The following is a 16,368-nucleotide window of genomic DNA, read 5'->3' on the forward strand; positions in this document are numbered from 1 at the left end:
CCCGGCGGGTGCCTCTCCGTTACCGGGGAGGCACCCCACCGAGCCTGGCGGAACTGACCCGAGGGGAATGCCCCTCAGGAATTACTTGGCCTTCTCGAGGATCTCGACGATGCGCCAGCGCTTCGAGGCGGACAGCGGACGCGTCTCCATGATGATGACGCGGTCGCCGACGCCGGCACTGTTCTGCTCGTCGTGGGCCTTGAGCTTGTTCGTACGGCGGATGACCTTGCCGTACAGCGCGTGCTTGACGCGGTCCTCGACAGCGACGACGACGGTCTTGTCCATCTTGTCGCTGACGACCAGACCCTCACGGGTCTTGCGGAAACCGCGGTCGGTGTTCGTCTCAGTCACAGTCTTCTCGCTCATCAGGCGCTCTCCACCGTCTCGATGCCCAGCTCGCGCTCACGCATCAGGGTGTAGATCCGGGCGATGTCCTTACGGACGGACTTGAGCCGGCCGTGGTTCTCGAGCTGGCCCGTCGCCGCCTGGAAGCGGAGGTTGAACAGCTCTTCCTTGGCTTCGCGGAGCTTGTTGAGGAGCTCCTCGTCGCCCAGCTCGCGCAGCTCGGACGCCTTGGTACCGGCCGACATCACGACTCACCTGCCTCGCGCCGAACGATCCGGCACTTCATCGGAAGCTTGTGAGCAGCGCGGGTGAGCGCCTCACGAGCAATCTTCTCGTTCGGGTAGGACAGCTCGAACATCACCCGACCCGGCTTGACGTTCGCGATCCACCACTCGGGAGAACCCTTACCGGAACCCATGCGGGTCTCGGCAGGCTTCTTCGTCAGGGGACGGTCCGGGTAGATGTTGATCCAGACCTTGCCGCCACGCTTGATGTGACGGGTCATCGCGATACGAGCGGACTCGATCTGACGGTTCGTCACGTACGCCGGGGTCAGCGCCTGGATGCCGTACTCGCCGAACGCAACCTGCGTGCCACCCTTGGACATACCGCTGCGCTTCGGGTGGTGCTGCTTGCGGTGCTTGACCCTACGGGGGATCAGCATTTCGGTCAGGCCTCCGTTCCGGTGCTCTCAGCAGCCGGAGCAGCGGCGGCGGGGGCGTCGGCCTTGGGGGCCTCGGCTGCCGGCGACTGCTGCGGCTTACGGCCGCGACCGCCACGCTCGCCACCACGGCCGCCACCACGGCCGGCCGGGCGGTCGGTGCCGCCACGAGCCGGACGGTTGCCGGCGCGGGCCGCGGCGTTCTCGGCGCGAACCTCGGCGATGTTCTTGACGTCGCCCTTGTAGATCCAGACCTTCACGCCGATGCGGCCGAAGGTCGTCTTGGCCTCGAAGAAGCCGTAGTCGACGTTGGCCCGGAGGGTGTGCAGGGGCACGCGGCCCTCGCGGTAGAACTCCGAGCGGGACATCTCGGCGCCGCCGAGGCGACCGCCACACTGGATCTTGATGCCCTTGGCGCCGGCCTTCATCGAGCTCTGCATGCTCTTACGCATGGCACGACGGAAGGAGACGCGGGAGGAGAGCTGCTCGGCGACGGCCTGGGCCACCAGCTGAGCGTCCACCTCGGGGTTCTTGACCTCGAGGATGTTCAGCTGGACCTGCTTGCCGGTCAGCTTCTCCAGCTCGCCGCGGATGCGATCGGCCTCGGCGCCACGGCGACCGATGACGATGCCCGGACGGGCGGTGTGGATGTCAACGCGGACGCGGTCGCGGGTGCGCTCGATCTCGACCTTCGAGATGCCGGCCCGCTCCATGCCCTTCGTCATCATGCGACGAATGGCGACGTCTTCCTTGACGTAGTCCTTGTACAGCTTGTCGGCGTACCAGCGGGACTTGAAGTCCGTGGTGATGCCGAGCCGGAACCCGTGCGGGTTTACCTTCTGGCCCATTACCGGGTTCCTTCCTTGCTGCTGACGACCACGGTGATGTGGCTGGTCCGCTTACGGATCCGGTAGGCACGGCCCTGAGCACGCGGACGGAACCGCTTCAGGGTCGGGCCCTCGTCCACGTACGCCTCGCTGATGACCAGCGAAGAGGCGTCAGGGTGGTCGTAGTTGTGTGCAGCGTTGGCGATGGCGCTGTCCAGCACCTTGCCAACCGGCACGCTCGCGGCCTGCGGGGCGAAACGCAGGACCGCCTGAGCCTCCGTGGCATCCATGCCACGGATGAGGTCCACCACTCGGCGGGCCTTCATGGGCGTGACGCGGATGTACCGCGCCTGGGCCCTGGCTTCCATGGTTGTCCCTTCGGTGTGAGTCATAGTCATTTCCACCCCGCGCTAGCGGCGCTTCGACTTCCGGTCGTCCTTGACGTGGCCGCGGAAGGTGCGAGTCGGCGAGAACTCGCCGAGCTTGTGGCCGACCATGGACTCGGTGACGAACACCGGGACGTGGATCTTGCCGTTGTGCACCGCGATGGTGTGACCCAGCATGGCCGGGATGATCATCGAGCGACGGGACCAGGTCTTGATGACGTTCTTGGTGCCTGCTTCGTTCTGTACGTCCACCTTCTTGACGAGGTGGCCGTCGACGAAGGGCCCCTTCTTGAGACTGCGCGGCATCTAAACCCGCTCCTAGCGCTTCTTGTTCGTCTTGCGGCGGCGGACGATGTACTTGCTCGAAGCCTTCTTCGGCGAGCGAGTACGACCCTCCTTCTGACCCCACGGCGAGACCGGGTGACGTCCACCGGAGGTCTTGCCTTCACCACCACCGTGCGGGTGGTCGACCGGGTTCATCGCAACACCGCGGACGGACGGGCGAACGCCCTTCCAGCGCATGCGACCGGCCTTGCCCCAGTTGATGTTCGACTGCTCGGCGTTGCCGACCTCACCAATGGTGGCGCGGCAGCGGGCGTCGACCAGCCGGATCTCTCCGGAGGGCATACGAAGGTGGGCCATGGTGCCCTCCTTCGCCAGCAGCTGCACGGAAGTACCCGCGGAACGGGCGAACTTCGCGCCGCCGCCGGGCCGAAGCTCGATGGCGTGGATGGTCGTACCGACCGGGATGTTGCGCAGCGCCAGGTTGTTGCCCGGCTTGATGTCTGCGGCCGGACCGTTCTCGACGCGGTCACCCTGCGACAGGCCACGCGGGGCGACGATGTAACGCTTCTCGCCGTCCGCGTAGTGCAGCAGCGCGATGCGCGCGGTGCGGTTCGGGTCGTACTCGATGTGCGCGACCTTGGCCGGCACGCCGTCCTTGTCGTGACGACGGAAGTCGATCACACGGTAGGCGCGCTTGTGTCCGCCACCCTGGTGGCGAACAGTGATCCGACCGGCGTTGTTACGGCCGCCCTTGCTGTGCAGGGGGCGGACCAGCGACTTCTCCGGCGTGGACCGCGTGATCTCGACAAAGTCGGCGACGCTGGAGCCACGACGGCCCGGGGTCGTCGGCTTGTACTTGCGGATACCCATTTCTCAGTCCTCGTCCGATTCCGGACGACTCGACCTCCGCTAGGAGGTCGGGCCGCCGAAGATGTCGATACGGTCGCCCTCGGCGAGGGTCACGATGGCGCGCTTGGTGTCAGCGCGCTTGCCGAAGCCGGTCTTGGTGCGCTTGCGCTTGCCCTGCCGGTTGATCGTGTTGACCCCGGTGACCTTGACCGAGAAGACCGCTTCCACGGCCTGCTTGATCTGGGTCTTGTTGGAGCCGGGCGCGACGATGAACGTGTACTTGTTCTCGTCGAGCAGCGCGTAGCTCTTCTCGGAGACCACGGGCTTGACGAGAACGTCACGCGGGTCCGAGTAGGTCTTGCTCGTGATGGTCGGGCTGGTAACGGTCGCCTCGCTCATCAGGCGTCGCTCCCTTCGGTCTCAGCGGTCTGGGGGCCAGACACGAAGGACTCGAAAGCGGCCTGGGTGAAGACCACGTCGTCAGAGACGATCACGTCGTACGTGTTCAGCTGGCCCGGCTCCAGGATGTGCACCTGGGGCAGGTTGCGTGCGGACAGCCACGCGGCCTCGTCGGCACGGTCGACGACCAGGAGCAGGTTGGCACGCTCCGAGATCTTGCCGAGCAGCGTCTTGGCGGCCTTCGTGGAGGCGGCACCCTCGACCACGTCGGTGACGACGTGGATACGCGAGTGACGGGCCCGGTCCGAGAGGGCACCGCGCAGGGCGGCGGCCTTCATCTTCTTCGGGGTGCGCTGCGAGTAGTCGCGCGGCTGCGGGCCGTGTACGACGCCACCGCCCACGAACTGCGGTGCGCGGGTCGAACCCTGACGGGCGCGGCCGGTGCCCTTCTGGCGGTAAGGCTTCTTGCCACCACCGCGGACTTCGCCGCGGCGCTTGGTCTTGTGCGTGCCCTGACGGGCAGCCGCCAGCTGAGCGACAACGACCTGGTGGATCAGCGGAACGCTGGTCTTGGCGTCGAAGATCTCCGCGGGGAGGTCGACGGTACCGGCCTTGTCGCCTGCCGGCGAAAGGATGTCAATGGTGCTCATTACCTCAAGCCCCCTTGGCCGCGGTACGGACCAGGACGAGGCCGCCGTTCGGACCGGGGACCGCGCCCTTGATGAGCAGCAGACCCTTCTCCGCGTCAACCGCGTGGATGGTCAGGTTCTGGGTGGTGACGCGCTCGTTACCCATCCGACCGGCCATGCGCATGCCCTTGAAGACACGCCCAGGGGTGGCGCAGCCACCGATCGAACCGGGGGAGCGGTGCTTGCGCTGGACGCCGTGGCCGGCGCCGAGGCCCTTGAAGTTGTGACGCTTCATGACACCGGCGAAGCCCTTGCCCTTGCTCTTGCCCGTGACGTCAACCTTGACGCCGGACTCGAACACCTCGGCAGTGACCTCCTGGCCCAGCGTGTACTCGCTGGCGTCAGGGGTGCGGAGCTCCACGAGGTGGCGGCGCGGGGTGACGTCGGCCTTGGCGAAGTGACCCTTGAGGGGCTTGTTCACCTTGCGCGGGTCGATCTCGCCGAAGGCGATCTGGACCGCTTCGTAGCCGTCGCTGTCGTTCGTACGAACCTGCGTCACGACGCACGGCCCGGCCTTGACGACGGTCACCGGGACAACCCGGTTGTTCTCGTCCCAGACCTGGGTCATGCCGAGCTTCTCGCCCAGGACGCCCTTGATGTTCTTGCTCATCTCGGCCCGTCCCCTCAGAGCTTGATCTCGATGTCGACGCCCGCCGGCAGGTCGAGGCGCATCAGCGAGTCAACCGTCTTCGGCGTGGGGTCGAGAATGTCGATGAGGCGCTTGTGCGTGCGCATCTCGAAGTGCTCGCGAGAGTCCTTGTACTTGTGCGGCGACTTGATGACGCAGTACACGTTCTTCTCAGTGGGCAGCGGCACCGGGCCTGCGACCGACGCACCAGTGCGGGTCACCGTCTCGACGATCTTCTTCGCCGAGGAGTCGATGACCTCGTGGTCGTAGGCCTTGAGCCGGATGCGGATCTTCTGTCCCGCCATGGCTACTAGTAGTCCTGTCTCTCGTAACGCTCTGGAACCCGGGGGTTCTCTGGACTCCTCCTCCGACCCACGCGGTCGGGCGTGTCGCATCCCCTCTACGAAAATCTCCCGAAGGAGATCCCAACCAAGGGGGTGCGGACCCTGAGACCGCGGAACCGGGGGCGGAACACCCACCGGGTGCCTGGTCGGCGCCCTGCATTACTTCCCGAAAGATTCCCGTACGTCCGGCCCTGGGGGCCGACGAGTACTGTGGGACTCGCTTCCGGTCCTCCCGGCGGGAGGCGCGCAGCATTGACACTCAACCGAGCAACCTGGTCAGTGTGCCATACGGGGCGCGGGCCTGGCCAATCGAGCCGGGAATCCTACCCCGAGCCAGCGAGTGCTCAAACGCGGGCGCGCGTCCGGCGGCGCCGGGACCCCCACGGACCTGCCGGAACTCCCCGTTCGGGCCCCTGGCAGAATCCCGGCATGCCGACGAGCACCCCGCCCGACTGGACCCTGCGCCCGGCCGCCCCCGAGGACGTCGAGGCCATCGCCGAGCTGCGGGCCGTCGTCATGCGGGCGGACCTGGAGCGCCTCGGCCGCTACGACGAGGACCGGGTGCGCCAACGGCTGCGGGACTCCTACTCCCCCGAGCACACCTCGATCGTCGAGGCCGCCGGAGCCTTCGCGGGGTGCGTCACGCTCCGCCCGGCCGAGGACTGCTGGTGGCTGGAGACCTTCCTCCTCTCCCCCGCCCTCCAGGGACACGGCATCGGCTCGGCCGTCCTGCGCACCCTGCTGTCCCGGGCGGACGCCGAGCGGGTCCCCGTACGCCTGAACGTGCTGCGGGGAAGCGCCGCCCGGCGGCTCTACGAGCGCCACGGGTTCACGCGCGAGCGGGAGGACGCGGTCGACGTGTTCCTGGTGCGCGAGCCCGCGGCCTGACCGCGCAACCCTTCCGCCCCGATCCCCGTCTACTCCCCCGCGGGCACGGCTCGGCCGGCCGATGGCCCGCGACAGAGCCGGGGAGTACGCAGGACAGGGCGACCGTTCGCCCGCTGCGGGGGAAGCGGGACGGACGGGGTGCGTGGCGTGGTGGATCGGTCTCTGCTGTCCCGGATACGGATGCCCCGGCGCACCCTCCTCCTCGCGGCCACCGCGACCGCCGCCACCGCCGGATGCGCCGTACCGGCTCCACGGCGTCATGGGCCGGTGCCCGACCCGGCCCCGGGCCTGGCCATAGCGAGCACCCGGCGGGCGAAGCTGATGCAGGTGCTGGCCCACCCGGACGACGATCTGTACTTCATGAACCCGGACACCCGCGAGGCCCTCGACTCCGGCACCCCCGTGGTCTGCGTCTACCTCACCGCGGGCGAGGCCGACGGCCTCAACAAGGCCCCCGGCGCCCCCCGCCCGGAGCCCGACCGCGCCGCCTACGCCTCCTCCCGCCACCAGGGCCTGCGCCAGGCGTACGCCGAGCTGCTCGGGCTCGACCGGTTCACCCCCTGGCAGAGGTCGGCGCTCACCCTGCGTGGCGGCCACCGGGCCGAGCGGGACGTCCTGACCGACGGGGCCCGCCGGGTCGAGCTGATCTTCCTCAACACCGCGATGCACACCGGGCGGGGCCGCCTCGGCCTGCCCAGCCTCTGGGCGGACCGGCGGCGGGTGCTGCGTACCGTCGTAGCCGACGACTCCCCTTTGCAGAGGGCCGGTTCGTATACGTACGAGTCCCTGACCGACGTCCTCGTCGGGCTGCTGGAGGAGTACCGTCCGACCGTCGTGCACACCCTCGACCCGGACCCCGACCTCCAGTTCAGCAGCGAGTACGAGCGCCGCCGGGACAGCGAGCAGCGCGGGTACTCCGACCACGCGGACCACACCGCGGCCGGGTGCTTCGCCTGGGCCGCCCTGATCCGCTGGGTGGCGGGGGCGACGGGGCGCGGGGAGCCGGTGCCCGGGTTCGTCGTCGCGGCGTTCCGGGGGTACTACAACCACCACTGGCCCAAGAACCTGCCGCCGGAGGTGCTGGAGCGCAAGGCCGCCCACCTCGTCCCGTACGGCGGCGCGCCCGACTGGGAGTGCGGCAACCCCTCGGGCTGCGGCGACTACAACATCGGCGGCGACCGGCCGCTGGCCAGCCGCAAGGGCTGGGTGCGCTCCACCCACCACCGCTACCCGGGCCCCCGGGCCCAGGTCACCTCCGGGACGGACGGCCGGCTCACCGTCTACGGGGTCCTGGGGCTGCGCGCCGTCCGGTGGTCGGAGAGCGCGCCCGGCAGCGGGTTCCGGGACGTGCCGGACGATCTCGGCGGCGGTCCGCTCGCCCCGGTGCTGGGCTCGGCGGCGACGGCGGACGGACGGCACCTGCTGTTCGGGCTGCGGTTCGCGGCGCTCACCGGACACGGCTCGGACAACGACCGAGAGATCGTGCTGCTGGAGCAGCGCTCGCCGGGCGGCCCCTTCCGTGCCTGGCGGGGGCTCGGCAACCCGGCCACCGGCAGCGACCACGGGCGCCGCGTCGGCGTGCCCGTCGCCGTGGCCGCCCCGGACGGCCGCGTCCATCTCTTCGCACGGAACGCGGAGAAGGGGCTGAGCACCCGGGTCCGGGACGCGGGCACCGGACGCTGGACCGGGTGGCGGGACCTCGGCGGCGGCGAGGTGCAGGACGGGCTGACGGCGGTCGTGGACGCGGTGGGGCGCGTCCACGTGTACGCGGCCGGGCACCATGCCGTGCACCACTGGACCCAGGACGCCCCGGACACGGACGTCACTGCCCGTACCCAGCTCACCGACTTCCCCGTTCCGGCGCACGCGCCCGGCGCACTCCCCGCGCCCGACGGGTCCGTGGAGCTGTACTACCGGCCGGCCGCGCGGGAGCGGCTCGTCGCCGTGCGGGCCGACCGCGCACCCGCGCCCCGCTTCGGCGGGTACGGTCCGGTGACCGCCGCCGCCGCGCCGGGCGGCCCGGTCCTGCTCGGCCGTTCCGCGGTGGGCCGGGTCCAGCTGCGTACCGCCGGGGGCACCGCCGTACGGTCCCGGGGGCCGATCGCCCTGGACGGCGTCGCCCTCCACCTCGGCGCGGCGGACGGACGGCCCGCCGTCGTGGGGTTCGGGCCGGACGCGGCGCCCTGGGTGTGGCGTCCGTAGCAGTGGACGATTTCGGCCCAACTCCCGCTCCATAACGCCGCGTTATGCCCAAACGTTAGTACCCCGGCCTCGTCGCGCTCCGGCACCCTGTTGCCCACCATCCCCCACGGACACGCACACCCCAGCGTGTCGCGCGAAACGAGGAATCATGCGTATATCCAGGCTCGTGCCCGCTGCCGCCGCCGCAGCGGCCTGTGTCCTCGCCCTCTTCGCACCGTCCGCCTCGGCCGCTCCCGAGGCCCCGCTCCAGGACGCCCCGCCCCCGACCACCCAGATCATCGGCGGCGGCCAGGCGTCCAACGCCCCCTGGGCCGCCCGCCTGTTCTCGAACGGCAGAGAGACCTGTTCGGCGACGATCATCGCGCCGACCTGGATCCTCACCGCCAAGCACTGCGTCACCGGCGGCGGGCTGTCGTTCCGCATCGGCAGCCTCGACCAGCACAGCGGCGGTGTGGTCGCGAACGGCGCCCAGACCTACACCCACAGCTCGGACCTGGCGCTGGTGCGCCTGGACCGCTCCGTGCAGGCGACCTACTCCCGCCTCGGCTCGCCCGGCTCGGTGAGCGTCGGACAGAGCGTCCAGGTCTGGGGCTGGGGCGCCACCTCGCAGTGCGGTTCCGAGGCCAACTGCCAGTCCCGCTACCTGAAGGTCGCCAACGTGACGGTCACCGGCGGCTGCGGTGACGCGTACGGCGGCTCGGCGATCTGCGCACGCCGCGGCAACGGCATCACCGCCGGCGGCGACTCCGGCGGCCCGATGACGGCGAACGGCATCCAGGTCGGCGTCGCCTCCACCAGCGACCGGCAGACCACGACGGCGTACACGAACGTCACCGCGTACCGGTCCTGGATCCAGTCGATCGCGGGCGTCTGACCGACCCCACCGCCCGGGGCGGCGGGCACCTGACGGACCCGCCGCCCCGTGAACCGTAGGGCCCCCTACCTCACCGCCCTGAGGTACCGGGGCCCTACACCCATGTCTGGTCCGCGGCGGCAACCGGTCCCCGCAGGGGTCAGCAGGCCGACGGCGACGACGGTCGCCGCGAGCACGCCCGACAGCGCCCCCAGCCGACGGTGACGGCCACGTGGGCCGCCCGACCGGCGAGCCGCGCTCCACGCACCTCTTCGGTCATGCCCATCCCTACCCCCGGCCCCGTTCGGTTCCCGCCCATCCGACCATGACGAAGGGCCCCGCACCTCTTTCGAGGTGCGGGGCCCTTCTTGCGACTCAGTGAGCCACCAGGTCCAAGGACCAAGCAGAAACTACTTGATGATCTTGGTGACCTGGCCGGCGCCCACGGTCCGGCCACCCTCACGGATGGCGAACTTCAGGCCCTCTTCCATGGCGACGGGCTGGATCAGCGAGACGTCCATGAGGGTGTTGTCACCCGGCATGACCATCTCGGTGCCCTCGGGAAGGGTCACAACGCCCGTCACGTCCGTGGTACGGAAGTAGAACTGCGGGCGGTAGTTGTTGAAGAACGGGGTGTGACGGCCACCCTCGTCCTTCGACAGGATGTAGGACTGCGCCTGGAACTCGGTGTGCGGCGTGACCGAGCCGGGCTTGATGATGACCTGGCCGCGCTCGACGTCCTCGCGCTTGATGCCACGGAGGAGCAGACCGACGTTCTCACCGGCCTGGCCCTCGTCGAGCAGCTTGCGGAACATCTCGATGCCGGTGACCGTGGTGGTGGTCTTCTCGGTCTTGATACCGACGATGTCGACGGTCTCGTTGACCTTCAGGACACCACGCTCGATGCGGCCGGTGACGACCGTACCGCGACCGGTGATCGTGAAGACGTCCTCGATGGGCATGAGGAACGGCTTCTCGACGTCACGCTCGGGCTGCGGGATGGACTCGTCGACGGCCTTCATCAGGTCGAGGACGGTCTGGCCCCACTCCTTGTCGCCCTCAAGGGCCTTGAGCGCCGAGACCTTGACGACCGGAAGGTCGTCGCCCGGGAACTCGTACTCGGAGAGGAGCTCACGGACCTCGAGCTCGACGAGCTCCAGGATCTCCTCGTCGTCCACCATGTCGGCCTTGTTCAGCGCGACGACGATGTAGGGGACGCCGACCTGGCGGGCCAGGAGGACGTGCTCCTTCGTCTGCGGCATCGGGCCGTCGGTGGCCGCGACCACGAGGATGGCGCCGTCCATCTGCGCGGCACCCGTGATCATGTTCTTGATGTAGTCCGCGTGACCGGGGCAGTCGACGTGCGCGTAGTGACGCGACTCCGTCTGGTACTCGACGTGCGCGATGGAGATGGTGATACCGCGCTGGCGCTCTTCGGGAGCCTTGTCGATCTGGTCAAAGGCCGAGGCCTCGTTCAGGTCCGGGTACGCGTCGTGCAGCACCTTGGTAATGGCGGCCGTGAGGGTCGTCTTACCGTGGTCGATGTGACCGATGGTGCCGATGTTGACGTGCGGCTTAGTCCGCTCGAACTTTGCCTTCGCCACTGGGGTCCTCCTGAGTGGTTCTGTACGCCTTGCTTCATCGGCGCCAGGTGATCTTTGCTGGGGTGCCGGCGCCGGGGGCATTCCGCACAGTGCTGACGCGCTGTGCGGAATGCCCGCCCGGCTCCGGTGACAAGCCTAAAGCGTGAGCTCGGGAGAGTTACTCGCCCTTGGCCTTCGCGATGATCTCCTCGGCGACGTTCCGCGGAACCTCGGCGTAGGAGTCGAACTGCATCGAGTAGCTTGCGCGACCCGAGGTCTTGCTGCGGAGGTCTCCGACGTAGCCGAACATCTCCGAGAGGGGCACGAGGCCCTTCACGACGCGAGCGCCGCTGCGCTCCTCCATGGCCTGGATCTGGCCACGGCGGGAGTTGAGGTCGCCGATGACATCGCCCATGTAGTCCTCGGGCGTGGTGACCTCGACGGCCATCATCGGCTCAAGGAGCACGGGAGAGGCCTTGCGGGCACCCTCCTTGAACGCCTGCGAACCGGCGATCTTGAAGGCGAGCTCCGAGGAGTCGACCTCGTGGTAACCACCGTCGAGAAGGGTGACGCGGACGCCGACCATCTCGTAACCGGCCAGGATGCCGAACTGCATGGCTTCCTGAGCACCCGCGTCCACCGAGGGAATGTACTCACGGGGGATGCGGCCACCGGTGACCTTGTTGACGAACTCGTAGGAGGCGTCGCCACCCTCGATGGGCTCGAGGGCGATCTGCACCTTCGCGAACTGGCCGGTACCACCAGTCTGCTTCTTGTGCGTGAAGTCGATGCGCTCGACGGCCTTGCGGATCGTCTCGCGGTACGCGACCTGGGGCTTGCCGACGTTCGCCTCGACGCGGAACTCGCGCTTCATGCGGTCGACGAGCACCTCGAGGTGAAGCTCGCCCATACCACCGATGATGGTCTGGCCGGTCTCCTCGTCGGAGTGCACCTGGAAGGAGGGGTCCTCCTCCGAGAGGCGCTGGATGGCGACACCCAGCTTCTCCTGGTCACCCTTGGACTTCGGCTCGATGGCGACCTGAATGACCGGCGCCGGGAAGTCCATGGACTCCAGGATGACCGGGTTCTTGTCGTCGCACAGCGTCTCACCGGTGGTGGTCTGCTTGAGACCCATGACGGCGATGATGTCGCCGGCGCCCACCGATGCGATCTCCTCACGCTTGTTCGCGTGCATGCGGTAGATCTTGCCGATGCGCTCCTTCTTGCCCTTGACGGAGTTCAGCACCGCGGTGCCGGCCTCCAGGCGACCGGAGTAGATCCGGACGAAGGTGAGCTTGCCCAGGTGCGGGTCGCTCGCGATCTTGAACGCCAGGCCGGAGAACGGCTCGTCGTCCGAGGGCTTGCGCTGGATGACCTTCTCCGGGTCCTTCACGTCGTGGCCCTCGATGGCCTCGACGTCCAGGGGGGAAGGCAGGTAGCGCACGACCGCGTCGAGCAGGGGCTGGACGCCCTTGTTCTTGAACGCGGTGCCACAGAACACCGGGGTGACGGTGACGGAGTCGGCCGTGCCCTTCGACGCCAGCGTGATGCGGCGGATCGCCTCGTGCAGCTGCTCCTGGGTGGGCTCGGTGCCCTCCAGGTACAGCTCCATCATGTCGTCGTCGTTCTCGGCCACGGCCTCCAGGAGCTTGCCGCGCCATTCGGCGGCCGACTCCTTGAGGTTGTCCGGGATCTCGACGGTGTTGTACATCTCGCCCTTGGCGGCCTCTTCGGGGTACACGAAGGCCTTCATCGACACGAGGTCGACGACGCCGGTGAAGTCCGCTTCGGCGCCAATGGGGAGCTGCATGACGATCGGGGTCGCGCCGAGGCGGTCCACGATCATCTGGACGCAACGGAAGAAGTCGGCACCGGTGCGGTCGAGCTTGTTGACGAAGCAGATACGCGGCACGCCGTAGCGGTCCGCCTGACGCCAGACGGTCTCGGACTGCGGCTCGACGCCGGCCACACCGTCGAACACGGTGACGGCGCCGTCGAGGACGCGGAGCGAACGCTCCACCTCGACGGTGAAGTCGACGTGCCCCGGGGTGTCGATGATGTTGATGGTGTGGTCAACATCATTGAGCGGCCAGTGGCAGGTCGTCGCGGCGGACGTGATCGTGATGCCGCGCTCCTGCTCCTGCTCCATCCAGTCCATCGTGGCAGCGCCGTCGTGGACTTCACCGATCTTGTAGCTCACACCGGTGTAGAAGAGGATCCGCTCAGTGGTGGTCGTCTTCCCCGCGTCGATGTGGGCCATGATCCCAATGTTGCGGACCTTGGCCAGGTCAAGCGAAGTGGTGGCCATAAGGCTCAATCTTCTCTCGGTCTCGATGGGGGTAGCGACTACCAGCGGTAGTGCGCGAAGGCCTTGTTGGACTCGGCCATCTTGTGGGTGTCCTCACGCTTCTTGACCGAAGCGCCGAGGCCGTTGGAGGCGTCGAGCAGTTCGTTCATGAGGCGCTCGGTCATGGTCTTCTCGCGGCGGGCGCGGGAGTAGCCGACGAGCCAGCGCAGAGCGAGGGTGGAGGCGCGACCGGGCTTGACCTCGATCGGCACCTGGTAGGTGGCGCCACCGACACGGCGGGACTTGACCTCGAGCGAGGGCTTGACGTTCTCAAGCGCGCGCTTCAGCGTGATGACCGGGTCGTTGCCGGTCTTCTCGCGGAGGCCTTCCATGGCGCCGTACACGATCCGCTCGGCGGTGGAACGCTTGCCGTCGAGGAGGATCTTGTTGATCAGCGAGGTGACAAGAGGAGAGCTGTAGACCGGGTCGATGATGACCGGGCGCTTCGGGGCGGGGCCCTTACGAGGCATTCTTACTTCTCCTTCTTGGCGCCGTAGCGGCTGCGGGCCTGCTTGCGGTTCTTGACACCCTGGGTGTCAAGGGAGCCGCGGATGATCTTGTAACGAACACCCGGCAGGTCCTTCACACGGCCACCACGCACGAGCACGATGGAGTGCTCCTGCAGGTTGTGTCCCTCACCCGGGATGTAGGCCGTGACCTCGATGCCGGAGGTCAGACGCACACGCGCGACCTTACGGAGCGCCGAGTTCGGCTTCTTCGGGGTGGTCGTGAACACACGCGTGCAGACACCGCGACGCTGGGGCGAACCCTCGAGCGCGGGCGTCTTGTTCTTCTCGACCTTGTCCTGCCGGCCCTTCCGGACCAGCTGCTGGATCGTAGGCACTACTTCTCCGGTTTCTGTGTGCCGTTCGTGAAACTAACCTGGAACATCGCCGACCCACGCGGTCGGGTGTGTCGAATACTGCGGACTTCCGCCCCAAAGGCAGAAGGGCGCAGATTGCGGTGGCTACTGACGGACTCGCGATGCGGTTGAGGACACGCACCCGAGCCCAGGCACACCCCAGGCACAAGGCTTGAGCGTACCTACCTCACGGAGCTGGGTCAAAACAAATGCCGTCCGCCCCGACACGCCCGGGCCGCCCCTGCCGTCGGCGGACGGACGGGGCGGTCGGCGGCCGGGTCCGTCCTCGCCTTCAGCGGGCTCCGTCGTCCGGCGTGGCGGAGCCCCCGCCCTCGGCCGGCGGCCTGGCCGGCAGACGCAGCCGCGACGCCGGGAGGGTGGGAATCGTCGGGACCCGGGAGTTGCGGCTCTTGGGTACGAGCGCGGGCTCGGGCCCACCGCCGGTGCGCGGCGGCCGGGACGGCCGGGGCGCGGAGCCGGAGTGCCGGTCGGCCGGGGGGCGGCCGGTCGGGGAGCGGTCGGCCGGGGAGCGGTCGGCCGGGGAGCGGTCGGCCGGGGAGCGGTCGGCCGGGGAGCGGTCGGCCGGGGAGCGGTCGCGCCGGAGCTCCTCGCCATCGCTGCGGCCGCCGTCCGGCACTCCGTCGCCGCGGCGCTCGCCGTCAGGGGGGAGGCCGCCCCCGCGACCGGCGTCGTGGGGTTCGCCGTTGCGGTCCTCCGACCGGAAGGGGATCACCGCTGCCCGGCCCTGCGCGCGCCCCACCAGCCGTAAGGTGCGCAGGCTCGCGGCCCTCGCCGCCTCGACGGCGGGCTCGAAGTGGTCAGCGGCGTCGCGCCAGCCGTGGGAGTACGCGCGCAGCTCGCGCCGCTCCAGCTCCGCCCGCAGCAGGACGGCGACCTCGTGCGGCTCGTGGGCGTCGAGGAGCACGCCGAGTTCGGCCAGGAGGGCCGCGTACGTCTCCGGCGCCGGATCTCCGGCCGGTGCGGCGCCGGCCGTCCCGGGCTCCGGGAGCGGGGCGGGGCCCTGGGCCGCGGACCGGGAGCGGTCCTCCCGCTCGACCATGTGCCCCTCCTTGCCGTCCGCGCGAGACGCTCCGGACCGGGCGGGGCACGGAACGCGCTCACGGCGATCGCGCGCTCGCTCCGCCCGGCGCGTGCCTGGCGGGGTACGTCCGTGCTCACTGTTCTTGGACCTGCAGGGGCGGGGGGACAGGCCACGACATCTTACGGGCCGGAAGCGGAGGCAGGTCTCCCGGGCCGTCACAGGACCGGCGACGCCCGTCACACCCTGCCGCGCCGCCCCGATCCGACGCGGGCGGGCAGCGGGGAGCGGGGCGCAGGCGTCGGCCGGAGGAGGGGGCGTCAGTCGGAGGCGAGCGGCGCCCGGCGCTCCGCGGCGACGGCGGCGACCGCCGGGGCGGGGAGGAACTGGCCCGCGACCCGGACGAACATCTCGCGCTGGTCGGCCGGTACGCCCAGGGCCACAGCGGCCTCCTCAAGGGTGAGCGGACGGCCTCCGGCCACGGCTGAGCCCGCCGGGGCGGACGGCAGCGGCAGGTCCTCCTCGGTGAGTCGCCCGGAGCGGATGAGCATGTCGCGCACCGGGACCTGGAGCACGTGGGCGAGACGCCGGGTGGTCTCCAGGTCGGGCATGCTCTGGCGCTGGAGAAGGCGGGTGATGGCGGCCCGGTGAACCCCGGCCTCGTCGGCGAGGCGGGACTTGCCGCCGCCGCGTGGACTGTCGATGTCGAAGCCGCGCCGACGGATCAGTTCCTCGATCCAGGTCGCGAAGCTGTCGAGTTCGCCCGTGGTCATGGGGCACTCGCCTCCCTCCGAAGCGGTGTCCAGACTATCGCGCTTGCGCGCAAGGAATTACCCCGCGTGCCCATACCGTTTGGGCAAAACCCTTGGAGATAAAGACCTCGGCGCCCTCGATTTTCCCTTGCGTGCGAGCGCGCAACATGTCAGTGTGCGGACTCGCAACACCTCTGCGCGGGGAGAAGGGATCGCCATGACCACACCGAACGCATCCACATCGATCACACCGCAGCCCTCCGGAACGCACACCACCGCACCGGATCCCGGGCACGGCAACGGCAACGGCAACGGCAACGGCAAGAGCGACAGCACGGCCGCGGACGCCGTGCTCTGGATCGAGCTGCTGCTGCACCAGTTCCCGGAACTGCTCGTCGAACTCGCCCCCTCCTACCGCTCCCCCTCCGC

20 protein-coding genes and 1 pseudogene are annotated in these 16,368 nt (G+C 69.1%); 4 read left to right on the top strand and 17 right to left on the bottom strand.

The genetic code is table 11. The features are described 5' to 3' along the window. Positions 1-81: 81 nt before the first annotated feature. The 11 genes from rpsQ to rpsJ are packed head-to-tail and all read right to left on the bottom strand — an operon-like array spanning position 82 to position 5,374. Positions 82-366: a 30S ribosomal protein S17 gene (gene rpsQ, locus HET64_RS14075; RefSeq protein ID WP_018960204.1), complete on the bottom strand. Its 285-nt coding sequence runs from the start codon at positions 364-366 to the stop codon at positions 82-84. Beyond that, positions 366-590: a 50S ribosomal protein L29 gene (rpmC, locus tag HET64_RS14080; RefSeq protein ID WP_003966952.1), complete on the bottom strand. Its 225-nt coding sequence runs from the start codon at positions 588-590 to the stop codon at positions 366-368. The genes rpsQ and rpmC overlap by 1 nt, the downstream gene beginning before the upstream one ends. Next, on the bottom strand, positions 590-1,009 hold the full coding sequence (gene rplP / locus HET64_RS14085) for a 50S ribosomal protein L16 (RefSeq protein ID WP_003966953.1): 420 nt from the start codon (positions 1,007-1,009) through the stop codon (positions 590-592). The genes rpmC and rplP overlap by 1 nt, the downstream gene beginning before the upstream one ends. Positions 1,010-1,014: 5 nt before the next feature. Next, positions 1,015-1,854, bottom strand: coding sequence for a 30S ribosomal protein S3 (rpsC, locus tag HET64_RS14090; protein WP_018510593.1), 840 nt, complete (start codon positions 1,852-1,854; stop codon positions 1,015-1,017). After that, positions 1,854-2,201 (bottom strand): 50S ribosomal protein L22, encoded by a 348-nt coding sequence (gene rplV / locus HET64_RS14095; protein WP_026290933.1) that lies wholly within the window; start codon positions 2,199-2,201, stop codon positions 1,854-1,856. Before rplV ends, rpsC begins: the two co-directional genes overlap by 1 nt. Before the next feature lie 42 nt (positions 2,202-2,243). Then, on the bottom strand, positions 2,244-2,525 hold the full coding sequence (gene rpsS, locus HET64_RS14100) for a 30S ribosomal protein S19 (protein WP_015610726.1): 282 nt from the start codon (positions 2,523-2,525) through the stop codon (positions 2,244-2,246). Between the two features lie 12 nt (positions 2,526-2,537). After that, complete coding sequence (gene rplB / locus HET64_RS14105; protein ID WP_215105394.1) at positions 2,538-3,374, bottom strand: 50S ribosomal protein L2; 837 nt, start codon at positions 3,372-3,374, stop codon at positions 2,538-2,540. A gap of 39 nt (positions 3,375-3,413) precedes the next feature. After that, positions 3,414-3,752 (bottom strand): 50S ribosomal protein L23, encoded by a 339-nt coding sequence (gene rplW, locus HET64_RS14110; RefSeq protein ID WP_215105396.1) that lies wholly within the window; start codon positions 3,750-3,752, stop codon positions 3,414-3,416. After that, positions 3,752-4,402 carry a 50S ribosomal protein L4 gene (gene rplD, locus HET64_RS14115; RefSeq protein ID WP_215105398.1) on the bottom strand — a complete coding sequence of 217 codons (651 nt, stop codon included), beginning with the start codon at positions 4,400-4,402 and terminating at the stop codon, positions 3,752-3,754. Before rplD ends, rplW begins: the two co-directional genes overlap by 1 nt. A 4-nt stretch (positions 4,403-4,406) precedes the next feature. Then, positions 4,407-5,051 carry a 50S ribosomal protein L3 gene (rplC, locus tag HET64_RS14120; RefSeq protein ID WP_015610723.1) on the bottom strand — a complete coding sequence of 215 codons (645 nt, stop codon included), beginning with the start codon at positions 5,049-5,051 and terminating at the stop codon, positions 4,407-4,409. A gap of 14 nt (positions 5,052-5,065) precedes the next feature. Then, on the bottom strand, positions 5,066-5,374 hold the full coding sequence (rpsJ, locus tag HET64_RS14125; RefSeq protein ID WP_003948644.1) for a 30S ribosomal protein S10: 309 nt from the start codon (positions 5,372-5,374) through the stop codon (positions 5,066-5,068). A gap of 468 nt (positions 5,375-5,842) precedes the next feature. On the opposite strand from rpsJ, the gene HET64_RS14130 reads away from it, so the two are divergent. From HET64_RS14130 to HET64_RS14140, 3 genes are all read left to right on the top strand, one after another. Further along, entirely contained in the window at positions 5,843-6,301 is a 459-nt protein-coding gene (locus HET64_RS14130; protein WP_215105401.1) for a GNAT family N-acetyltransferase, read from the top strand. A gap of 180 nt (positions 6,302-6,481) precedes the next feature. After that, positions 6,482-8,503, top strand: a complete 2,022-nt coding sequence (locus tag HET64_RS14135; RefSeq protein WP_215105410.1) for a PIG-L family deacetylase — start codon at positions 6,482-6,484, stop codon at positions 8,501-8,503. 148 nt (positions 8,504-8,651) lie between these two features. Next, complete coding sequence (locus tag HET64_RS14140) at positions 8,652-9,377, top strand: trypsin-like serine protease (protein ID WP_047178284.1); 726 nt, start codon at positions 8,652-8,654, stop codon at positions 9,375-9,377. A gap of 389 nt (positions 9,378-9,766) precedes the next feature. Here the strand turns inward: HET64_RS14140 and tuf are convergent, their stop codons facing one another. The 6 genes from tuf to HET64_RS14170 all read right to left on the bottom strand — a co-directional run bounded on the left by tuf (position 9,767) and on the right by HET64_RS14170 (position 15,960). Continuing rightward, positions 9,767-10,960: an elongation factor Tu gene (gene tuf / locus HET64_RS14145; protein WP_007445914.1), complete on the bottom strand. Its 1,194-nt coding sequence runs from the start codon at positions 10,958-10,960 to the stop codon at positions 9,767-9,769. 157 nt (positions 10,961-11,117) lie between these two features. Continuing rightward, positions 11,118-13,247, bottom strand: coding sequence for an elongation factor G (gene fusA, locus HET64_RS14150; protein WP_215105403.1), 2,130 nt, complete (start codon positions 13,245-13,247; stop codon positions 11,118-11,120). 38 nt (positions 13,248-13,285) lie between these two features. Further along, the gene (gene rpsG / locus HET64_RS14155) at positions 13,286-13,756 is read right to left on the bottom strand and encodes a 30S ribosomal protein S7 (protein WP_003966970.1); all 471 of its coding nucleotides are present in this window, start codon (positions 13,754-13,756) and stop codon (positions 13,286-13,288) included. Between the two features lie 2 nt (positions 13,757-13,758). Further along, positions 13,759-14,130 carry a 30S ribosomal protein S12 gene (gene rpsL / locus HET64_RS14160; RefSeq protein WP_003948652.1) on the bottom strand — a complete coding sequence of 124 codons (372 nt, stop codon included), beginning with the start codon at positions 14,128-14,130 and terminating at the stop codon, positions 13,759-13,761. Between the two features lie 310 nt (positions 14,131-14,440). Beyond that, a complete protein-coding gene (locus tag HET64_RS14165; RefSeq protein WP_215105404.1) occupies positions 14,441-15,208 on the bottom strand; it encodes a hypothetical protein in 768 nt (255 codons plus the stop codon). 299 nt (positions 15,209-15,507) lie between these two features. After that, positions 15,508-15,960, bottom strand: coding sequence for a helix-turn-helix transcriptional regulator (locus HET64_RS14170; RefSeq protein WP_215105408.1), 453 nt, complete (start codon positions 15,958-15,960; stop codon positions 15,508-15,510). Between the two features lie 196 nt (positions 15,961-16,156). Between HET64_RS14170 and HET64_RS14175 the strand changes: the two are divergent. Further along, positions 16,157-16,368: pseudogene (locus tag HET64_RS14175) on the top strand (hypothetical protein); the annotation flags it as partial.

It is taken from the genome of Streptomyces sp. McG3 (assembly GCF_018619185.1).
Lineage (GTDB): Bacteria > Actinomycetota > Actinomycetes > Streptomycetales > Streptomycetaceae > Streptomyces.

Coding starts and splice junctions, on each gene's coding strand:
- rplB (WP_215105394.1), bottom strand. CDS start 3,374: ATGGGTATCCGCAAGTACAAGCCGACGACCCCGGGCCGTCGTGGCTCC.
- HET64_RS14170 (WP_215105408.1), bottom strand. CDS start 15,960: ATGACCACGGGCGAACTCGACAGCTTCGCGACCTGGATCGAGGAACTG.
- rplC (WP_015610723.1), bottom strand. CDS start 5,051: ATGAGCAAGAACATCAAGGGCGTCCTGGGCGAGAAGCTCGGCATGACC.
- rplP (WP_003966953.1), bottom strand. CDS start 1,009: ATGCTGATCCCCCGTAGGGTCAAGCACCGCAAGCAGCACCACCCGAAG.
- rplV (WP_026290933.1), bottom strand. CDS start 2,201: ATGGAAGCCAGGGCCCAGGCGCGGTACATCCGCGTCACGCCCATGAAG.
- fusA (WP_215105403.1), bottom strand. CDS start 13,247: ATGGCCACCACTTCGCTTGACCTGGCCAAGGTCCGCAACATTGGGATC.
- rpsG (WP_003966970.1), bottom strand. CDS start 13,756: ATGCCTCGTAAGGGCCCCGCCCCGAAGCGCCCGGTCATCATCGACCCG.
- rpsC (WP_018510593.1), bottom strand. CDS start 1,854: ATGGGCCAGAAGGTAAACCCGCACGGGTTCCGGCTCGGCATCACCACG.
- HET64_RS14135 (WP_215105410.1), top strand. CDS start 6,482: ATGCCCCGGCGCACCCTCCTCCTCGCGGCCACCGCGACCGCCGCCACC.
- rplD (WP_215105398.1), bottom strand. CDS start 4,402: ATGAGCACCATTGACATCCTTTCGCCGGCAGGCGACAAGGCCGGTACC.
- HET64_RS14165 (WP_215105404.1), bottom strand. CDS start 15,208: ATGGTCGAGCGGGAGGACCGCTCCCGGTCCGCGGCCCAGGGCCCCGCC.
- HET64_RS14130 (WP_215105401.1), top strand. CDS start 5,843: ATGCCGACGAGCACCCCGCCCGACTGGACCCTGCGCCCGGCCGCCCCC.
- rplW (WP_215105396.1), bottom strand. CDS start 3,752: ATGAGCGAGGCGACCGTTACCAGCCCGACCATCACGAGCAAGACCTAC.
- rpmC (WP_003966952.1), bottom strand. CDS start 590: ATGTCGGCCGGTACCAAGGCGTCCGAGCTGCGCGAGCTGGGCGACGAG.
- HET64_RS14140 (WP_047178284.1), top strand. CDS start 8,652: ATGCGTATATCCAGGCTCGTGCCCGCTGCCGCCGCCGCAGCGGCCTGT.
- rpsJ (WP_003948644.1), bottom strand. CDS start 5,374: ATGGCGGGACAGAAGATCCGCATCCGGCTCAAGGCCTACGACCACGAG.
- rpsS (WP_015610726.1), bottom strand. CDS start 2,525: ATGCCGCGCAGTCTCAAGAAGGGGCCCTTCGTCGACGGCCACCTCGTC.
- rpsQ (WP_018960204.1), bottom strand. CDS start 366: ATGAGCGAGAAGACTGTGACTGAGACGAACACCGACCGCGGTTTCCGC.